Annotated in this window: 19 protein-coding genes and 1 pseudogene; 1 reads left to right on the top strand and 19 read right to left on the bottom strand. The window is 30.0% G+C overall.

Going from position 1 to position 18,081, the window contains the following annotated elements:
- Positions 1 to 37: 37 nt before the first annotated feature.
- Positions 38 to 1,678, top strand: coding sequence for a putative manganese-dependent inorganic diphosphatase (locus I2E83_RS07745; protein WP_195264276.1), 1,641 nt, complete (start codon positions 38 to 40; stop codon positions 1,676 to 1,678).
- A 246-nt stretch (positions 1,679 to 1,924) separates the two neighbouring features.
- Here the strand turns inward: I2E83_RS07745 and I2E83_RS07740 are convergent, their stop codons facing one another.
- The 19 genes and pseudogenes from I2E83_RS07740 to I2E83_RS18010 form a co-directional block, all read right to left on the bottom strand.
- Positions 1,925 to 2,698, bottom strand: a complete 774-nt coding sequence (locus tag I2E83_RS07740) for a flagellar hook-basal body complex protein (RefSeq protein ID WP_195264275.1) — start codon at positions 2,696 to 2,698, stop codon at positions 1,925 to 1,927.
- Between the two features lie 14 nt (positions 2,699 to 2,712).
- A complete protein-coding gene (locus I2E83_RS07735; RefSeq protein WP_195264274.1) occupies positions 2,713 to 3,495 on the bottom strand; it encodes a flagellar hook-basal body complex protein in 783 nt (260 codons plus the stop codon).
- Positions 3,488 to 3,652 carry a hypothetical protein gene (locus I2E83_RS07730; RefSeq protein WP_195264273.1) on the bottom strand — a complete coding sequence of 55 codons (165 nt, stop codon included), beginning with the start codon at positions 3,650 to 3,652 and terminating at the stop codon, positions 3,488 to 3,490. Before I2E83_RS07730 ends, I2E83_RS07735 begins: the two co-directional genes overlap by 8 nt.
- Before the next feature lie 38 nt (positions 3,653 to 3,690).
- Positions 3,691 to 4,206, bottom strand: a complete 516-nt coding sequence (locus I2E83_RS07725) for a hypothetical protein (RefSeq protein ID WP_195264272.1) — start codon at positions 4,204 to 4,206, stop codon at positions 3,691 to 3,693.
- A 39-nt stretch (positions 4,207 to 4,245) separates the two neighbouring features.
- Positions 4,246 to 4,971, bottom strand: coding sequence for a FliA/WhiG family RNA polymerase sigma factor (locus I2E83_RS07720; protein WP_195264271.1), 726 nt, complete (start codon positions 4,969 to 4,971; stop codon positions 4,246 to 4,248).
- Between the two features lie 14 nt (positions 4,972 to 4,985).
- On the bottom strand, positions 4,986 to 5,627 hold the full coding sequence (locus I2E83_RS07715; protein ID WP_195264270.1) for a flagellar brake domain-containing protein: 642 nt from the start codon (positions 5,625 to 5,627) through the stop codon (positions 4,986 to 4,988).
- A gap of 10 nt (positions 5,628 to 5,637) precedes the next feature.
- Positions 5,638 to 6,501 (bottom strand): MinD/ParA family protein, encoded by an 864-nt coding sequence (locus tag I2E83_RS07710; protein WP_195264269.1) that lies wholly within the window; start codon positions 6,499 to 6,501, stop codon positions 5,638 to 5,640.
- Positions 6,495 to 7,646 (bottom strand): flagellar biosynthesis protein FlhF, encoded by a 1,152-nt coding sequence (flhF, locus tag I2E83_RS07705; protein ID WP_195264268.1) that lies wholly within the window; start codon positions 7,644 to 7,646, stop codon positions 6,495 to 6,497. The genes I2E83_RS07710 and flhF overlap by 7 nt, the downstream gene beginning before the upstream one ends.
- Entirely contained in the window at positions 7,646 to 9,706 is a 2,061-nt protein-coding gene (gene flhA / locus I2E83_RS07700) for a flagellar biosynthesis protein FlhA (protein WP_195264267.1), read from the bottom strand. The genes flhF and flhA overlap by 1 nt, the downstream gene beginning before the upstream one ends.
- A 17-nt stretch (positions 9,707 to 9,723) precedes the next feature.
- Positions 9,724 to 11,568, bottom strand: a complete 1,845-nt coding sequence (locus I2E83_RS07695) for a fused FliR family export protein/FlhB family type III secretion system protein (protein ID WP_195264266.1) — start codon at positions 11,566 to 11,568, stop codon at positions 9,724 to 9,726.
- 14 nt (positions 11,569 to 11,582) lie between these two features.
- Positions 11,583 to 11,852: a flagellar biosynthesis protein FliQ gene (gene fliQ, locus I2E83_RS07690; protein ID WP_035285706.1), complete on the bottom strand. Its 270-nt coding sequence runs from the start codon at positions 11,850 to 11,852 to the stop codon at positions 11,583 to 11,585.
- Between the two features lie 9 nt (positions 11,853 to 11,861).
- Positions 11,862 to 12,635: a flagellar type III secretion system pore protein FliP gene (fliP, locus tag I2E83_RS07685; protein ID WP_195264265.1), complete on the bottom strand. Its 774-nt coding sequence runs from the start codon at positions 12,633 to 12,635 to the stop codon at positions 11,862 to 11,864.
- A gap of 13 nt (positions 12,636 to 12,648) precedes the next feature.
- Positions 12,649 to 13,017: a flagellar biosynthetic protein FliO gene (locus I2E83_RS07680; RefSeq protein ID WP_243249603.1), complete on the bottom strand. Its 369-nt coding sequence runs from the start codon at positions 13,015 to 13,017 to the stop codon at positions 12,649 to 12,651.
- A 19-nt stretch (positions 13,018 to 13,036) separates the two neighbouring features.
- Complete coding sequence (locus tag I2E83_RS07675; protein ID WP_195264263.1) at positions 13,037 to 13,483, bottom strand: flagellar basal body-associated FliL family protein; 447 nt, start codon at positions 13,481 to 13,483, stop codon at positions 13,037 to 13,039.
- Between the two features lies 1 nt (position 13,484).
- Positions 13,485 to 14,225: an OmpA family protein gene (locus I2E83_RS07670; RefSeq protein ID WP_195264262.1), complete on the bottom strand. Its 741-nt coding sequence runs from the start codon at positions 14,223 to 14,225 to the stop codon at positions 13,485 to 13,487.
- Positions 14,225 to 15,031 (bottom strand): motility protein A, encoded by an 807-nt coding sequence (locus I2E83_RS07665; RefSeq protein ID WP_195264261.1) that lies wholly within the window; start codon positions 15,029 to 15,031, stop codon positions 14,225 to 14,227. The genes I2E83_RS07670 and I2E83_RS07665 overlap by 1 nt, the downstream gene beginning before the upstream one ends.
- Before the next feature lie 16 nt (positions 15,032 to 15,047).
- Positions 15,048 to 15,239 (bottom strand): flagellar FlbD family protein, encoded by a 192-nt coding sequence (locus I2E83_RS07660; RefSeq protein WP_195264260.1) that lies wholly within the window; start codon positions 15,237 to 15,239, stop codon positions 15,048 to 15,050.
- A gap of 132 nt (positions 15,240 to 15,371) precedes the next feature.
- The gene (locus I2E83_RS07655) at positions 15,372 to 17,231 is read right to left on the bottom strand and encodes a flagellar hook-basal body complex protein (RefSeq protein ID WP_243242138.1); all 1,860 of its coding nucleotides are present in this window, start codon (positions 17,229 to 17,231) and stop codon (positions 15,372 to 15,374) included.
- Between the two features lie 252 nt (positions 17,232 to 17,483).
- A pseudogene (locus tag I2E83_RS18010) lies at positions 17,484 to 17,996 on the bottom strand (flagellar hook-basal body complex protein); the annotation flags it as partial.
- Between the last annotated feature and the right edge of the window lie 85 nt (positions 17,997 to 18,081).

Genomic DNA, 18,081 nt, shown 5'->3' with positions numbered 1-18,081 from the left:
ATAGGTATATATGTAATTAACTAAGGAGGGTAAAAATTTGAAAGATGTAATTTATGTAACTGGACATAAGAATCCAGATTCAGATTCAATATGTGCAGCTTTTTCATATGCTGAATATAAAAATAAGACAGGCAATCTGCCTGCAATACCAGTAAGATTAGGAAATGTTAGTCAAGAAACTCAATATATTCTTGATTATTTCGGAGTTGAAGCTCCTCAATTATTAAAAACTGTAAAATTAAAAATAGAAGATTTAGAGTTTGATAGAATAACTCCAGTATCTCCTGAAATTTCATTAAAAACTGCATGGAAGATAATGAAGGATAAAAATATAAAAACTCTTCCAGTCGCTGACGAAAATGATCATTTACTTGGAGTTCTAGCTGTATCTAACTTAACTTCATGTTATATGGATATATGGGATAATAAAATTTTAGCTAAGAGTAATACTACTTTTGAAAATATTGTTGATACATTATCTGCAAAAGAAGTATTTGTAAATTATGAAAGAAAAACTTTCCCTGGAAAGATTGTTGTTTCAGCAATGAAACCAGAAAGTATGAAAGATCATATAGAAGCTGGAGATATAGCAATAGTTGGAGATAGAGAAGAAGTTCAAGATGCTTTACTTGATCTTGATATATCTTTACTAATAATAACAGGCTCTCATGCACCAACTGATGCAATAGTAGAAAAAGCTAAACAACATAACGTAAGTATTATAAGTACACCTCATGATTCATTTACAGCTTCAAGACTTATAGTTCAAAGTATTCCTGTTGGATATGTTATGATTAAAGAAAAATTAGTAACATTCTCAACTGATGACTTAGTAGAAGACGTAAAAAAAGTTATGATAGATACAAGATACAGAAGTTATCCTGTTATTTCAGAAAATGGTAAAGTACTTGGTACTGTATCAAGATATCATTTAATTTCTAACTTTAAAAAGAAAATCATTCAAGTTGACCATAATGAAAGAAGTCAATCTGTTGATGGACTTGAAGATGCAGAAATTTTAGAAATAATAGATCACCACAGAGTAGCTGATATTCAAACAAGCGGTCCACTATACTTTAGAAGTGAACCAATTGGAAGTACTTCTACTATAGTTGGTAAATGCTTCTTTGAAAATGGAATAAGACCTTCCAAGCAAGCTGCTGGACTTTTATGTGGCGCAATAATTTCAGATACACTATTATTTAGAAGTCCAACTTGTACTCCACAAGACAAGAGCATTTGCTTAAAATTAGCAGAAATAGCTGGAATAAATGTAGAAGAATTTGCTAAAGAAATGTTCAAGGCTGGAACTTCATTAAAAGGAAAAACAGTAGAACAAATCTTTAACCAAGATTTCAAGCCTTTTGGAATTGAAGATACAAGAGTTGGTATAGCTCAAGTAAATACAATGGATATTGAAGGATTTATGCCACTTAAGGATGAAATGTTAGCTTATATGAACACTAAAGCAAAAGAAGCTAACCTAGATATGGTAATGTTATTACTTACAGACATACTAAACGAAGGATCTCAAATACTAGTTGCTGGAGATAGACCAGAAATAGTAGAAAAAGCATTCAACGTTACACTAAAAGACAATACTGCATTCTTAGATGGAGTACTTTCAAGAAAGAAACAAGTAGTTCCACCAATAACTGCTGCAGTATCATCACTATAATTTAGCTAGCTAAATTACTAATGAAAGAATGAAAAAAGAAAAAGTTATGGATGAAATTCCACTGGAACTTCTAAATAGAATTAAAAAGGCTGAGAAAATCTCAGCCTTTATTTTATTCAATAATTCAGCTTATCTGAATTATAACCATAATTATTTCACTCTTTAATTATTTCACTCTTTAATTATTTCATTCTTTAATTATTCCCTTAATTCTTTCACTATTTCACTCTTTAATTCTTCCCATTTCTACCTAGCTCTCATGTTATTAATCATTCCCCACATTTCGTCTGCAGTTTTTACTCCTCTTGAGCTAAGTTCGAAGGCTCTTTGTGTTACTATCATCTCTGAAAATTCAGTTGCAATATCAACATTTGATCCTTCTAATGAACCTTGATATATATCAAAATTTGTTGTTCTTTGGACTTCTACTCCTGGTGATGGAGTAAATAAATTATCTCCTATTGATAAGAAAGCTCTATCTCCTACAGCTGTATATACTGGAATTTCAGCAACTTGTATAAAGTTTCCTTTATCTTTTATATACACTTGGCCTTTTTTATCTACTAAAAAGTTATCTTTATTAAACACAACATTATCTTCTGAGTATCCATCTAAGTAATTTAACTCTAATTTATTTCCTCTATTATCTACAAGCCTACCTCTAGAATCAATAGCTAAAGCTCCATCTCTTGTATATGATTCTTGACCATTATCAGAAATAATTTTAAAATATCCTAATCCATCTATTGATAAATCAGTACTTCTTAAAGTTTCTTGAAGCATCCCCTGTGAGTTGTCTCTAAACCATTCTGAAGTTCTTGTACCAGTCCCAATTACAGACTCCTTATCATTAAGTGGAATTCCTTTTCTATCTAAGGACTCTGTAAGTAAATCCTTAAAACCAACATCTATTTTCTTATAGCCCATAGTAGTTGAATTTGCTATATTATTTGAAATTGCATCTAACTTATCCTGATTTGCATTCATTCCTGTTCTACCAGTCCATAATGTTCTTAACATACATTCTCCCCCTACTATTTAACTGCTCCTATTTCATTTGCAGCCTTTCCTAAAGTTTCATCAATAGTTTGTACTATTTTTTGATTAGTTTCAAAATTTCTCATTGTAGTTATCATATTAACCATTTCATTAGAAATATTTACATTAGATCCTTCTAATGCACCTTGTGTAACCCATACTTGTGCATTATATATAGGATTTTCTCCTCTAAAATAGTTGTCCCCTACCTTTAGTAAATCTCCATAATCACTAAAGTCTGCAGTTGCTAAATTATGAGTTGATCTATTTCCTACATAAATATTATTATTTTGATCTAAAACAAATTTATCTCCACCAACAAATATAGGCTCAAGTTCACCTGTATTTTTATTAGTTCCAAGAACTCTATCACCATTAGTATTTATTAGATATCCATCATTTCCAACTTTAAAATTACCATCTCTTGTATATAATATTTCGTTACCATTATTGGTTTGTCTTTCTATAGTAAAGAACCCCCTACCTTCTATAGCAAAATCTGTTTGTTTATCAGTGCTTTTTATAAGTCCTTGAGTAAATGCAGTATCAACACTATCTATTTCTGATCCTAGACTTATAGTTCCTAATTTTTGTGTTACATTTTTACCATTAATTACTTTATCCCTATTTTGCATCATAACTTCATCAAAGCTTTTGATTGATAAATTATCTCCCTTAAAGCCTGTTGTATTAGCATTAGTCATATTGCTAGTAATATTGTTTTGCCTATTTTCTAGTGATATTAATCCTGACACAGCTGTATATAGACTTCTAATCATTGCTCTCATCCCCTTTAAATAGTACTTTACATTCATCATCATAGTGCATTCCAAGATCTCTAGCCTTTTCTTCTATCTTATCACTAGAAATCTCTTTATTATAGCTATATCCAAACATAAAAATCGAAGTTAATACCATTCCTATTCCTATTCCCATAAGTACTTTTCTATCTGTTAAGAAATCAAATATTACAGTTAATTTTTTAATAAACTTTTTATTAATAATACTTCCCCCTTACCTATGGATAGCTCTTCGCATATTTTTTCATCAGTTAATCCAGCTTCTAGAAGTAATTTTACTTTCTCTAACTTATCATTTTTTAAATTGTTATACGAAATATTTGACTTATTTGAAAAATTTATTTCAGATATTACATTCTCATTAAATTCGCTATTAATATGCTCTTTTTTTAAATCATTATCTAATTCTTCTACTTCAAAACTTGTTATATTTATTTTATTATCGTCTGTTATCTTAGAACTCTTAATATCAGTGATTGAAATTTTTAATTCCTCAATTTCTTTCTGCAAGTCTAAAACAGTTTCTGCTAAGTCTTTTCTTATAGCTATTATCTCTAAACCATAGTCTTTATCATTATTTGATTCTTCTCTCTCTAATATTTTATCAAATGATTTATTCTCTTTTTTTATTGCCTTAATATTTAAAATTATAAGCATAATTCCTATTAAAATTGTTAATATAGGAAGCATAATCTTTTCCCCTCTATTATGTTCAAAATAAATTACTTTCTATATATAATTTATTTTTTGCATTACTACTCTTAAATTTCTTATTGCTCTGCTATGTAACTGACAAACTCTAGATTCTGAAACTTCTAAGATTTGTCCAATTTCTTTTAGTGTCAACTTCTCATAATAATATAAATTTAAAATAAGCTTGTCTTTATCTTTTAACCTTTCAATTGCTTCTGCGAGAATCTCTAATTTTTCTTTATACTCTAAAGATTCCTCAGGAGAAATAGAATTTTTGTCTTCTAAGGTTTCCATTATAGTTACATCATCATCGTCTGAATAAATTATAGATTCTAAAGACATTATAGACATGTAGTTAATATAATTTTCAACTTGAGAAACTTCTTCCACCGATATATTTAATTCTAGAGCAATTTCTTGTAAACTTGGATCTCTCATATATCTATTTTGAAGCTTTTCAACACATTCATTATATTTTGCTAATTTATCCATAGCTCCTTTTGAAATAGGTCTGCATTTTCTTATTTCATCAATCATAGCTCCTTTGATCCTTAAAGTTGCATAAGATGAAAACTTCATCCCTTTCGTTGAATCATATCTATTAATTGCATCTAAAAGCCCAACAATTCCGTAGCTCACTAAATCCTCATATTCTATATACTTAGTTTTACCGAGCATAACTCTAGAAGCCAAATATTTAACTAATGGTATATACTTTTCGACTATTTGTTCTTTATGAATTACAGGGCTTTGACATTCCATATTAATGACCTCCTCTAAATAAGTTCTCTTTGCTTTCTCATTATTGTAAATACAGTTTTAATAATTTTTTCTCTAGTTCCACTATCTATATCATCAAAATTTATACCACATATATATTTTTTATCTTGTGCTTTATCGACCCTTATAACTTTTCCTCTCACAGATATTTTTTCGTTATCGTATGTTAAATTTGCAATTATAATATCTGAAACTTTAATTTCTTCTTTTATCTTAATTCGCATACCTCCACCACTTAAATCAAGAAGCAATGCATGCTCATACTTTTCTTCCCCACTAATATTTGCTTTTAACTCTTCTTCCTTTATATAATTGATAATTTGTACAACATTGACTCTTACGTAGTCTCTTCTTTGAATTCTTGTTACATCATAAGGTTTACTTACTCTATAAAATGGTATATCTTTTTCTATAACTCGACCTAAAACCTTGTTCTTATATCCAAATACATTTCCTTTATCATCATAAAAAATCTGCTCTATTTCATTTCCATCTTTTAATGTTAAATAAATACCATCACTTACCGGAATAGTTATTAGTATTTCATCATCCTTTATATCTTGAATCGAAGATTTATACATACCTTCTTCCCATAAAACATCAATTTTGCAATTTATACCAAGTTCTAATTTTGCCATGACTGACCCCCTAAGAAAAAATATTAAATAATTTTTTAAACAACCCTTGAGCTCCTGCTCCCATAGTTTCTTTTTTTTCACCTATAATTTTTTCGGCTATAGTTTTTATACATTTAGCTGCATCGCAATTTGGATATCCTATTACAAATGGAAGCTGTTCTCTTACAGACATTATAAGTTTTCTGTCCTCATATACAACTCCTAAAAAGCCTACATCTATCTTTAAAAATCTATTAACTGCCATTTTGAATTTCGAAAAAGTTTGATCTCCTTCTTTTTTTTCTAATATCTTATTAACTACTATACTTGCCCTATCCTTTATTTTGAAATGATCTACTGCTTTTAATAAACTATATCCATCTGTTAATGATGTTGGTTCTGGAGTCGTTACTAATATTACTTCATCAGAACATGCAATAAAAGCCAAAACGCTTCTACTTATTCCTGCACCTGTATCTATAAAGATATAATCAAATCCCTCTAACATTTCTATCTTTTTTAAAAACAAATCTCTTTGATTTTGCTCTAAATCCTCTATATTATTGAGACCACTTCCACCTGGTAATAACTTAACTCCTTCTGGACCATTAACTATAATATCTTCCATTGTTAATTTACCATTTATTAAATCTAAAACACTATTTCTAGGATATATTCCCATTAATACATCATCATTTCCCATTCCTATATCAGCATCAAATATTAATACTCTTTTTCCCTTCTGTACTAATGTAATTGCTAAATTAACTACAAAATTGCTCTTACCGACTCCTCCCTTACCTGATGTTACTGTAATAATTCTAGGCTTTCCTTTTTGCTCCTCTAGGGCTTCACCTCTTGCTAGTCTCCTTAAGCTTTCAGCTTGATCTAACATATAGTTTCCTCCCCTAGAATAAGTCTTGAAATTTCACTTTTTAAAGGGATTCTAATATCATCTGGAACATTTTGACCAGTAGTAATATATGCTATAGGCTTTTGTGCTTTCTTTATAATATTGTACATACATCCATATGAGCTAGTTTCATCAAGTTTAGTTATTATCATTTTTTCATAGCCAATTTCACTATATCCATTGATTATTGTTTGTATATCTCTATTTTTCGTTGTTCCACTTATAACCAATGCTATATGATCAGCATTTACTTTTTGAATAAAAGCTCTAAGTTCTGAAATCTGCATAGTATTTTTGCTACTTCTACCAGTCGTATCAATTAATATTACATCACAATCTTCTAGCTGATTAACTGCAAATTCCATTTCCTTTAAAGTTATAACTACTTTAAAAGGGATATTCATAATTTCCGCATAAGTTTTTAATTGCTCTACAGCACCAATTCTATATGTATCTATTGTAATTAAACCAACCTTCTTTTTTTCAATTAATGCTAATCTTCCTGCAAGCTTAGCTATAGTTGTGGTTTTTCCTACTCCTGTTGGCCCTACTAAAACTACTTTACCATTTAAGCTTGCAGTACAAACTTCAATTTCATTCTCTAGCAAACTTTTAAAGTATATTTTAAATTCATCTAAATTATCATACTTATTCATTAATATTTCTTTTATTAGTTCATCATCAATATCAATATCTTTTAAATATTCTAATACTAAGTCTTTTTCCTCTTCTTTGTTAGTATTTCTAATAACTTTATTTAACAAATCTTTGATTTCTTTTACTTCTTCTTTTATATTATCTGCATTTGTTAAAGCTGCTTCTTTATTAATCTGTTGACCTTTATCAAACTTTGTATCTTTACTATCATTTATTATCTTGTTAATACTGTCTAGTGAATCTTTAAAATCTATATCATTTTCATTTCCCATATTTAATTTACTCTTTTTATCTATCTTGTTATTTTCCAAAGCTGCTGTTACTTCAATAAGCTTAGGTCTAAAATATCCCTTAACACCTGATTCTCTTACCTTTCGTTGACTAATTATAATAGCGTTTTTACCTAGCTCATACCTTATTCTAGTTAGAGCTTCATTCATATTTTTAACTAAGTATTTTTTAATTACCATTACAATGATACAACTCCTTCAGTTCTTATTTCTACGTCATTTGGTATCTCATTTAATGATATGACCATCACATGTGGAAATACCATTTCTATAAGCTTTCTAAATACAGGTCTTATATTAGGTGATACCAATATAACTGGTTGATTATTGTAAAAATATACTCTATCAAGAGTATCTCTTACACTCTCAAGTATTCTAGTAGTTGTATCTGGATCAACTGCTGGGAATGATCCTTGCATAGATTTTTGAGTATTAGCAGATATTATTTCTTCTATTTGTGGAGATAAAGTAACAACTGTTATACTTCTATCTTCATCTATTACTTGATTACAAATTGTTCTTGCTAATGCAAATCTAACATACTCAGTTAAAAGTTCTAGATCCTTTGTAAGTCTTGAATTATCTGCTAAAGATTCCATTATTGTAACCATATCTTTTATTGGAACTTTTTCTCTTAATAAATTTTGTAATACTTTTTGAAGCTCTCCTATTGTCATTAAGTCTGGTATAAGTTCCTCTACAACTGTACTATATTTTTCTCTAGTATTATCTACTATTAATTGAACCTCTTGTCTTCCAAGTAATTCATAAGAATGAGATTTTATAGTTTCAGTTAAATGGGTTACCATTACTGTAGTTGGATCTACAACCGTTAAACCTTTTATTTCTGCTTCTTCTCTTTGATCTTTATTTATCCATACTGCTGGCAAATTAAATGTAGGTTCAATAGTTCTTATTCCAGATATTTGAGAATTCTCTCCAGATGGATCCATACAAAGTAACATATTTGCCATAAGCTCTGCTGAGGCAATAACAGTTCCTCTTATCTTTATTACATACTCATTTGTTTTTAATTGAAGATTATCTCTTATTCTTATAGGTTGTACAACAACTCCCATTTCAATTGCACATTGTCTTCTAACTGAAGCAATTCTTTGAAGTAAATCTCCACCTGTTGATTCATCAGCTAAAGGAATTAATCCATAACCTATTTCTACTTCCATAGGTTCTACAGAAATTAAACTCATTACATTTTCAGGCTCTTTTCTTTCCATTTCTGTATACTCTTCTTCTACCTTTGCAAGCTCAGCTTCTTGATTTTTCTGATCTTCCTTTATTAAAAGATATGTAGCAACACTTCCTGTAACAGCTGCTAATAAAAATGGAATCTTTGGCATACCTGGTATTAAAGATAAAAAGAACATTACTGCAGAAACTATTCCAAGTGCAACAGGGAATGCAGTAAGTTGTTTGCTAAATGTTTTACCAAAGTTATCAGAAGAACCTGATCTAGTTACTAATATACCTGATGCTGTGGATATTAATAATGCTGGTATTTGGCTAACTAACCCATCTCCAATAGTGAGTCTTGTGTATAATTCTCCAGCTTGTGTAAAGCTCATACCGCTCATTACTCCAATAACAATTCCTGCTACTATATTAATTAAAGTTATTATTATCCCTGCTATAGCATCTCCTTTTACGAACTTAGACGCCCCATCCATAGATCCATAAAAATCTGCTTCTGATTGTAAGTCTTGTCTTCTTTTTCTTGCCGTTACTTCATCAATTATTCCAGCATTTAAATCAGCATCTATACTCATTTGTTTACCTGGCATAGCATCTAAAGTAAATCTTGCCGATACTTCTGAAACTCTTCCTGCACCGTTAGTTATTACTACGAATTGTATAATTACTATAATTAAGAAAATTATTATTCCAACGATATAGTTTCCGCCTATAACAAATTCTCCAAAGGCTTCGATTATACTTCCTGCACTACCTTCACTTAATATAAGCCTTGTAGATGATATGTTAAGGCCTAATCTAAAAAGTGTTGTTACAAGTAGTAGTGTTGGAAAGACTGATAATTGTAATACATTTGTCGTAAACATAGTGATCATTATTACTACAGCTGAAAGTGTAATATTAAATGCTAATAAAATATCTAATATTATCGGTGGAAGAGGTATTATTATCATAAGTACAATACCCAATACACCAAAGGCTACTAATATATCTGTGTTTTTCTTCAAATTAATTTTATTATTTACAAGCAACCTTATCCCATCCTTTATTATCTAGTACGTCTTTTTTTCTTATCTAATTTAAATACCATAGCTAAAACTTCTGCTACAGCTTGATACATATCTTGTGGAATTTCTTTATCAATTTCTACAGATTCAAATATCATTCTTGCTAAAGGCTTGTTTTCTATTATTGGTACTTTAGACTCAATAGCTTTTTCTTTTATCTTTATAGCTATCGCATCTGCTCCCTTAGCTACAACCTTAGGTGCTTCCATCTTACCTTCCTCATATTTTATTGCAACAGCTAAATGAGTAGGATTTGTAATTACAACAGTAGCATCACCAACTGATTGCATCATTCTTCTTTGAGACATTTCTCTTTGCCTTTGTTTTATTTTAGATTTAATTTGAGGATCTCCCTCCATTTGTTTGTATTCTTCTTTAATTTCTTGTTTAGTCATTCTAATATCCTTCTTGAAAAGCATATATTGAACAACATAATCTATAATTGCAATTACAACTAATAATATACATATTTTCACAAATATACCTACTATTAAAGATTTAACTTCTCCCCCCAAAGTAGGTAAATATAAATTTCCAATTTGCATTATCTTATCAAAGTTATCTCTTACATATGAATAGGAAATGTATATCACTATTGAAATAAGAATTAAGTTTTTTATTAGTTCAACTAAAGCTTTTTTAGAAAACATATTCTTAAATCCATTAATCGGATTTAGCTTTCCAAATGAAGGCTTTATAGCATCCTTAACTACTAAAAATCCAGATTGAATTAAGCTTGCAGCAACTCCAGCAATCATTATAGGTAAAATAACAGGCATTATTACCATTGCTGCTTTGCTTATAATAAGAGTATTAATACCTTTTATGCTATTTTCAGTAACTTCCATTGACCCCATATCTCCTAGAAAATAAACTACATTATCCTTCAAGGAAGATACTATAAATCCACTTAATGTAACAATAACTAATATAGTAGCTATCATTGTGATTGCAAGACCAATATCTTTACTTCTAGCTATTTGCCCTTTTTTTCTAGAATCACTTTTCTTCTTTGGCGTAGCTTCTTCTGTTTTTTCATCTGCACCAATTAAAAAAATTAATGGAACAGTTGTCATTATTTTTCTGAATATATCTGGTAAATAACTTATACTACTAACAAATAACTTTATTATAATTGGCAGTGATACCGATATTGCAATTATCCCAACCAGCATTTTAACTGGCATACCAAGTATCATCACATTTATTTGTGGGACAGCTCTTGAAATAAGTCCCATACAAAGATCTGTTAATATAATTATCAATACTATTGGTATTGCAATTTTCAATCCTATTACAAAATACTTTGCTATAACTTCTATAAGTACCATCATTGTATCTGGATACATTAAACTTTTACCCATCGGTAGTATTATAAAACTCTCTATAAGCAATTTAATAAGCATATGATGTCCATCTACTACAAAGAAAATCATTAATGCTACATAATGAAGCAAATTACCACTTATAGTCGTACTCGTTTTACTATTTGGATCTATTGTATTAACCATACTCAACCCTATATGTACATCTATTAAACTCCCTGCCATAAGTACTACTTCAAAAGCAATATTAGAGATTAATCCAAGAACTAATCCTGTTGTGACTTCTGAAATCATATAAATAACTAAATAATAATTGCTAGTTATTGAATTTATATTTGAATAATCTATTCCTCCAAGTAATGCAAAGGAAAATATGAAAGAAAACATAGCTTTTAATGTTTTCGGTGTTCCATTTGGAAAAAATATATTAGTTATAGCAAAAAATGCCGTCACTCTTAAAAATATTAAAAACAGGGCTAAAAAGTAGGCTGTATCTATCATACTTTACCTACCCCCTAAGTAGATATCTTAATAATAAGCTCAAATATTCTTTCTGTAAAAGATACTAGTGTATGTAACATAAAGCTTGATAACATTAGTCCTACAGCTGCAATTCCTATAAGTTTTGGAACAAAGGTTAATGTTTGTTCTTGTATTTGAGTGGTTGCTTGAAATATGCTTATTATTAATCCAATTAAAATTGATACTATTAAAATAGGTCCTGCTACCTTTAATGATGTATATAATGCATCTCTAACAATTCCTATTATTAAATTTTCACTCATACATATCACCTACCCTCCAAAGCTCATTATCAATGACTTAACCATTAAATACCAACCATCTACCATTACAAATAATAATAATTTAAACGGTAGTGCTACCATAACAGGTGGTACCATAAACATTCCCATTGACATAAGTACACTTGCTACAACCATATCTATTATTAAGAAAGGTATAAAAAGTAAAAATCCTATTTGGAAAGCTGTTTTTAGTTCACTTATTGCAAAAGCTGGTATAACAACAGTTAATGGAATATTATCTCTTGTTATTTCTTCTTTATCTAATTTTGATGCTTCAACAAATAACTCTAAATCTTTTTGTCTTGTTTGCTTTAACATAAATTCCCTTAAAGGCTTGCTTCCAGCCTCCATAGCTTCATTTTGTGTTATAGTATTTTCCATAAAAGGCTTAAATGCATTGTTATTAATCTCACTATACACTGGTTGCATTATAAATATAGTTAAAAATAATGCTAATCCTATAAGTATTTGATTTGGTATAGATTGTTGCGCTCCTAATGCATTTTTTAAAAATGAAAATACAACTATTATTCTTGTAAAAGATGTCATCATTATTATTATTGAAGGTAATAATGTTAAAATAGTTAGTATTATTAACAATTTTATATTGTCAACATAATTTTGAGGAGAAGTAGATTCACCACCTACCGAAATATTAACGTTTGGTACATTTATAGGCTCAGCACTTACGCATTTATCAAAGGTGAATATTAACGTCAATGCTATTAGCATCATAAATAAATATTTTTTCTTTTTACTCATACTTATCTTCCTTTTAGTTATATTTATTCTTAAGTTTATTTACTTTAGATTTTAAACCTTTAATAGCTACTTCATATTGCTGATTAATCTTTTCTTTTTCTCTTCTTTTCTCCTCTTCTAAAAGCAATATATCTTCCTCAGATATTTCATCTATCTTTTCAGTATTATTATTAGACGAACTCATTATATAACCTTTTTTACCAATCTTTACCACTACTATTGATGTATCTTTAGATATTTGAACTCTTTCTAATATTTTTACATATTTTCCTTCATTAAACCTGTTAAGTCTATTTCCACTTATTTTAAATACTAAATACATAAGTCCCAGTACTACAATAAGTGCAGATATTAGTCTAACTATCATAAACACTAAATCCATCTTTTAACTCTACTTCCTTCTATTGTACTATAATATCGCTTATATATACATCTTTTAATATACCTGACTTTAATTTTTGATTCATTCTAGCTACAATATCACCTTTAATAACTGCTTCATTTGCTGGCTCAAAGTCTTTTGCCTTACAGGATTTTATATAGAAATTAGCTACATCTCTAAGTACTACTTTTTTATCTTCTATTTCTTTAGTTAAATCTTTATTATTTTTGTCATAACTTATTGAAAGGTTAAGCTTAATATATCTATTTGATCCTCCATCACTTAAATTAACAAATATTTCTCCAACTTCAAAAAAAGCTTCTTCCATAACAACTGGCTGTGAGGCATTATTTTTATTCATAAAGTAATATACTCCCCCAAATGTCCCCCCACCCAAAATTGCTAGAATAGCAATTATTATAATTAATTTGCTACCCTTTTTTTTCTCTTGCTTGCTTTCAGCCATTTTATTCTTCCTCCTTTTCAGTTGTCACAATTAAAATATCAACTCTTCTATTTTTAGCCATATTTTCATAAGTATCATTAGCTGCTACTGGATGGTACTCACCATATCCTGCCGCACTAAATCTTGAAGGATCTTGTCCCATTACTTCTATAAAATATTTAACTACATTAACTGCTCTATCAGCAGATAATTCCCAGTTCGATGGAAACCTACTTGTATTTATAGGTCTATTGTCTGTATGACCTTCAACTAATATTAAATTATCTATAGATGCTAGAAGAGAATTGATTTTATTAAGTACTTCTTTACTTTCTTCTCTTAAATCAGAACTTGAAGTTTCAAATAATACGTTATCTCTTAGCTGTATTATTACTCCTCTTTTATTATCGATTATATCTACTACAGATTCTAATCTATTTTCATTAACAAATTCTTTAACATTCTTATACATTTTTTCTTGTTCTGTTAAGGACTCTCCACCCTCTATATTATCATCCGTTTCTCCGCCAATTAAAGGTACTTCACCATTATACATGTTATATTCCATTATACTGTCACCACTTTGCCCACTCATCATTGATACAAAGGCATTAGAAATACTTTTTGTTTTTTCAGCATCAACAGTAGCCATTGAATATAACAAAACGAAAAAAGTAAGCAATAAAGTTACAGTATCAGCATAAGTTGCCATCCATTCATCGCCTCTTAAGCCATCACCTTTATTCTTTTTCTTTCTAGCCATTAAATAACAACTCCTTCACCATTTTCAATGCTGTTATTTAAATATTCTAATTTTTCTTTAGGAGGTAAGTATGTTATTAGCTTTTCTTCCACAATTCTTGGATTTACACCTGATTGTATTGCAAGTATTCCTTCTAAAATCATTTCTCTTTCTCCAGCTTCCTTTGCACTCTTTTGTCTTAAGTTAGAAGCAATAGGATTGCAGAAAATATTAGCCAAAAGTGAACCATAGAATGTAGTTATTAAGGCTTTTCCCATACCAGATGCAATATTAGCGACATCTGTTAAATTTGCAAGCATTTGAATTAATCCAATTAAAGTCCCTAGCATACCAAATGCAGGTGCATAAGCTCCCCAAGCAGCGTAAATACCTGCTCCTCTTTCATGTCTATTTTCCATTTCACCAATTTCTAACTCTAATATTTCTCTTATTGTTTCTGGCTCAATACCATCTACAACCATTTGTAATCCTTTTTTCATAAAAGGGTCTTCCATTTCTGAAATATCATCCTCTAATGATAACAAGCCTTCTCTTCTAGCCTTTTTAGAAAGATTACCAAATCTTACAATTATATCTTTTCCTGATGATTTATTTTCCTTAAAAGCTTGTATGAAAAGCTTTCCCATATTTTTCACTTCTTCTAATGAATATGTTATTAAAAGAGCTGATAAAGATCCTCCTACAGTTATTATTACAGATGCTAAGTCCCAGAAAATTTTAAGACTACTTCCAATAAGCATTCCATAAATCATTAATACTATGCTTAATATTAAACCCACTGAGGTTAATATGTCTGACTTTTTCATATAATATTGCCTCCCATTATAATCTATAAGTAACAATCTTATTTTTGTATCTAATTACTTTTTCTACTATCTCTTCTACACTTTCAAGCACAATATACTTTTTACCATTAGTTAATGTAATTAAAGTTTCAGGAACCTCTTCTATTTTCTCTATATGATCTGCATTTAAAATAAAATCTTTATTATTCATAGCTGTTACATTAATCATTTAATTCCCCTCTTCACTATAGTAAATTCACTTTAGTAGATGTAAAATACTTTTTCGTAATTTACTTATATAGTTAGACTGCTTTGCTCAGTTTATTGGATCAACTGAGCATGAGCAATCTATTTTGTTTTATTATCTCTTTAAGTTAATTATATCTTGAAGAATTTCATCTCCAGTAGTTATCATTTTTCCTGATGCTTGGAAAGCTCTACTTGAAACTATCATATCTGTAAATTGTTCTGATAAATCTACATTTGACATTTCAAGCATTCCTTGAAGATTATCTCCATACCCTTTTGAGTTATCATCATTTAAAGTTCCAACACCACTCTTTATAACAGCATCTCCTGAGTTAACTGATGAACTATAAAGATTTCCTCCAAGCTTAGTTAAACCTTCTGGGTTCTTAAAACTTGCCATGGCTATTTGTCCAAGTGCCGCTACTCTACCATCTTCAAGTACTCCATTAATTACACCATTTTTATCTATGGTATAAGTTTTAACTCTAAGTTCTGTATCTGTACCTGGTACTTTTACCTTGTCTGGAATCTTAAGAGTTTTTAATTCTCCATCATATGATTTAAGATTTTTTGTTGCATCTATAAAGTTAATACTTCCATCAGTATTCATACTTTCTATTGGAGTTCCTCCATTTGTTTCTTCTGAAACAACGCCTCCAATTTCCATTGGTTTTCCTGTTGAAGTTATTCCTTGAGCTATTCCTTTTCCTTCTAAAGCTCTAGTTAAAGCATCTTGTATATTTTTAGCTGTAATAGCATTTGTAGTTACAAAATCACCATTTATAGTAATTGTCTTTCCTTTTTCATCAATTGTAGCTGATGTCTTAGTACCAGGTGTTATTTGTCCAACTTGGAATTTGTATCCATTCAACGCTGCTCCAGCATCAAATGTTAATTCAACACCACCAACAGTAATTTTGCCTGGTGCCTTATCAACCTCTCCACCTTCAATATTATCTGAAGTTAATCCAGTGTAAGGTTTTGATGTTCCAGATACCTTTACTTTCTCACTTGTACCTAACTCTGCATTTAACTCTGCATTTATCTTATCCTCTAAATCTCTTGCTGCAACTTTTTTAGTAAAATCACCTTTAATAACTAATTTATGATTATTTCCACCTGAAGCTGCTACATATTCTACTGATAATCCTGGTTCATTAATATCTGTAATTTGAAACTCTAAATTATTTAATAGTGTTCCTGCTGGAAGTTCTACATTTAACCCAGCAATATTTAACGCTTTTGGAGATGACGCTGTTACACCATCTTGGAACTTAATTTTATTTGTTACATTTGCTGAATTAACAACTCCTGAAACTGTTAATTGAGTCTTAACTCCATTAGCTTTTAATGAACTATTTAGCTTAGATTGTAATTCTGTATCAGTAAATTTAGGTGGTGTAGTATTAAAATCACCATTAATAATTATGTTTCCATTTTCAACTACTACTGTAAGTGGGGTACCTACTGAACTTTCTCCTATAGAAATAGTATAATCATTAAGTTCACCATCAGTTACTCCAGTAAAAGTAAATCCACCAACAGCTTTAGCTGCACTTCCATCTTTTGCATCTACTATTTCAGCTGGAGAATTTACTTTACCTGAATCATCTGTCCCACCACTTATATTACCCAAAGTTGCAGGAGTTCCTGTAACTTTTGCTTCTTGTGTGATTCCTGCACCTTTAAACTTACTATTTAACTCATCTTGCAAATCTGCAGAATTAAATGATTTATTTAAAAAATCTGCATTAATAACAATTTTCTTTCTTCCTTTTTCTATATTAACTTCTAGTGGATCTTTTGATATTTCTCCAATTTCAAAACTATATCCATTTAAATCACTACCTTCGTTAAGTTGGATAGTAAACCCAGATATAGTAATAGCTTTAGGTGCTAATGCATCTGTACCACCTACGACTGCTGATGATCCTAAACCTTCAAAGCTAATAGGCTTTCCACTAACAAACATTTGTTGGGATATTCCAGCAGAAGAAAGTCCTTTATTTACTGCTGATTCTACTTGAGCTGGTGTTAATGCTCCTGCTCTAGAAAAATCTCCATTTACTACTATTAGTTTTTCAGCCTTATTAACATCTGCAGATGTAACTGTTCCTGGTCCAACAGATCCTAGAACTATTTTATATCCATTTAATTGTGATCCAGGTCCAAATCTAAAGTCTAATCCCGCTGTGCTTACTCCATTAGGAGCTTGTCCTGTTGCATCTTGTGAGCTATCATCATTTGTTAATGAATAACCCATAACTCTAAATCCATCACCAGTTAATAAATTCCCTTGCTCATCTAGGATAAATGATCCATCTCTACTATACATTATTTCGCTTCCAGAATTGCTTAATGACTGAGCAGTTATATTATGCGCCCCAGCCCTATGATTTACTTCTAAAGTTCCATCATAAATTGATGGTCCTTTACTTACCATAAAGAATCCATCACCATCTATTGCAACATCTAATTGTCTTCCTGTAGGTTGCATCATACCTTGTGTCATAACAGAATCTATACTTGCAAGTTGAACTCCAAGCCCAACTTGGCTAGCATTTACTCCACCTTGATTGTTAGATGGTGCCATAGCATCTGAGACATTTTGACTTAGCATATCACTAAATCTTGCTCTTGATGATTTAAATGATGTAGTTCCAACATTTGATATATTATTTCCTATAACATCTAACTTAGTTTGATTAACTTTCATACCGCTTATACCAGAATACATTGATCTTAACATAAATTGACCTCCAACCCTTTATTTTTTCTTGCATCTGTCATTCAGCAAGAATCAAGCCTCCTAAAATAGGTCC

The organism is Clostridium sp. D46t1_190503_E9, from assembly GCF_015555225.1.
Taxonomy (GTDB): Bacteria; Bacillota; Clostridia; order Clostridiales; family Clostridiaceae; genus Clostridium.
The sequence above is the reverse complement of the archived record's forward strand: the minus strand, read 5'-3'. Positions and strand labels throughout refer to the sequence as shown.

Bases quoted from the DNA above. Each gene is read 5' to 3' on its own strand.
- I2E83_RS07725 (WP_195264272.1), bottom strand. From the start codon at position 4,206: ATGCTTCCTATATTAACAATTTTAATAGGAATTATGCTTATAATTTTA.
- I2E83_RS07655 (WP_243242138.1), bottom strand. From the start codon at position 17,231: ATGTTTGTTAGTGGAAAGCCTATTAGCTTTGAAGGTTTAGGATCATCA.
- fliQ (WP_035285706.1), bottom strand. From the start codon at position 11,852: ATGAGTGAAAATTTAATAATAGGAATTGTTAGAGATGCATTATATACA.
- I2E83_RS07730 (WP_195264273.1), bottom strand. From the start codon at position 3,652: ATGGGAATAGGAATAGGAATGGTATTAACTTCGATTTTTATGTTTGGA.
- I2E83_RS07740 (WP_195264275.1), bottom strand. From the start codon at position 2,698: ATGTTAAGAACATTATGGACTGGTAGAACAGGAATGAATGCAAATCAG.
- I2E83_RS07695 (WP_195264266.1), bottom strand. From the start codon at position 11,568: ATGATAGATACAGCCTACTTTTTAGCCCTGTTTTTAATATTTTTAAGA.
- I2E83_RS07675 (WP_195264263.1), bottom strand. From the start codon at position 13,483: ATGGCTGAAAGCAAGCAAGAGAAAAAAAAGGGTAGCAAATTAATTATA.
- fliP (WP_195264265.1), bottom strand. From the start codon at position 12,635: ATGAGTAAAAAGAAAAAATATTTATTTATGATGCTAATAGCATTGACG.
- I2E83_RS07710 (WP_195264269.1), bottom strand. From the start codon at position 6,501: ATGTTAGATCAAGCTGAAAGCTTAAGGAGACTAGCAAGAGGTGAAGCC.
- I2E83_RS07715 (WP_195264270.1), bottom strand. From the start codon at position 5,627: ATGGCAAAATTAGAACTTGGTATAAATTGCAAAATTGATGTTTTATGG.
- I2E83_RS07660 (WP_195264260.1), bottom strand. From the start codon at position 15,239: ATGATTAATGTAACAGCTATGAATAATAAAGATTTTATTTTAAATGCA.
- I2E83_RS07670 (WP_195264262.1), bottom strand. From the start codon at position 14,225: ATGGCTAGAAAGAAAAAGAATAAAGGTGATGGCTTAAGAGGCGATGAA.
- I2E83_RS07680 (WP_243249603.1), bottom strand. From the start codon at position 13,017: ATGGATTTAGTGTTTATGATAGTTAGACTAATATCTGCACTTATTGTA.
- I2E83_RS07665 (WP_195264261.1), bottom strand. From the start codon at position 15,031: ATGAAAAAGTCAGACATATTAACCTCAGTGGGTTTAATATTAAGCATA.
- I2E83_RS07735 (WP_195264274.1), bottom strand. From the start codon at position 3,495: ATGATTAGAAGTCTATATACAGCTGTGTCAGGATTAATATCACTAGAA.
- flhF (WP_195264268.1), bottom strand. From the start codon at position 7,646: ATGGTAATTAAAAAATACTTAGTTAAAAATATGAATGAAGCTCTAACT.
- I2E83_RS07720 (WP_195264271.1), bottom strand. From the start codon at position 4,971: ATGGAATGTCAAAGCCCTGTAATTCATAAAGAACAAATAGTCGAAAAG.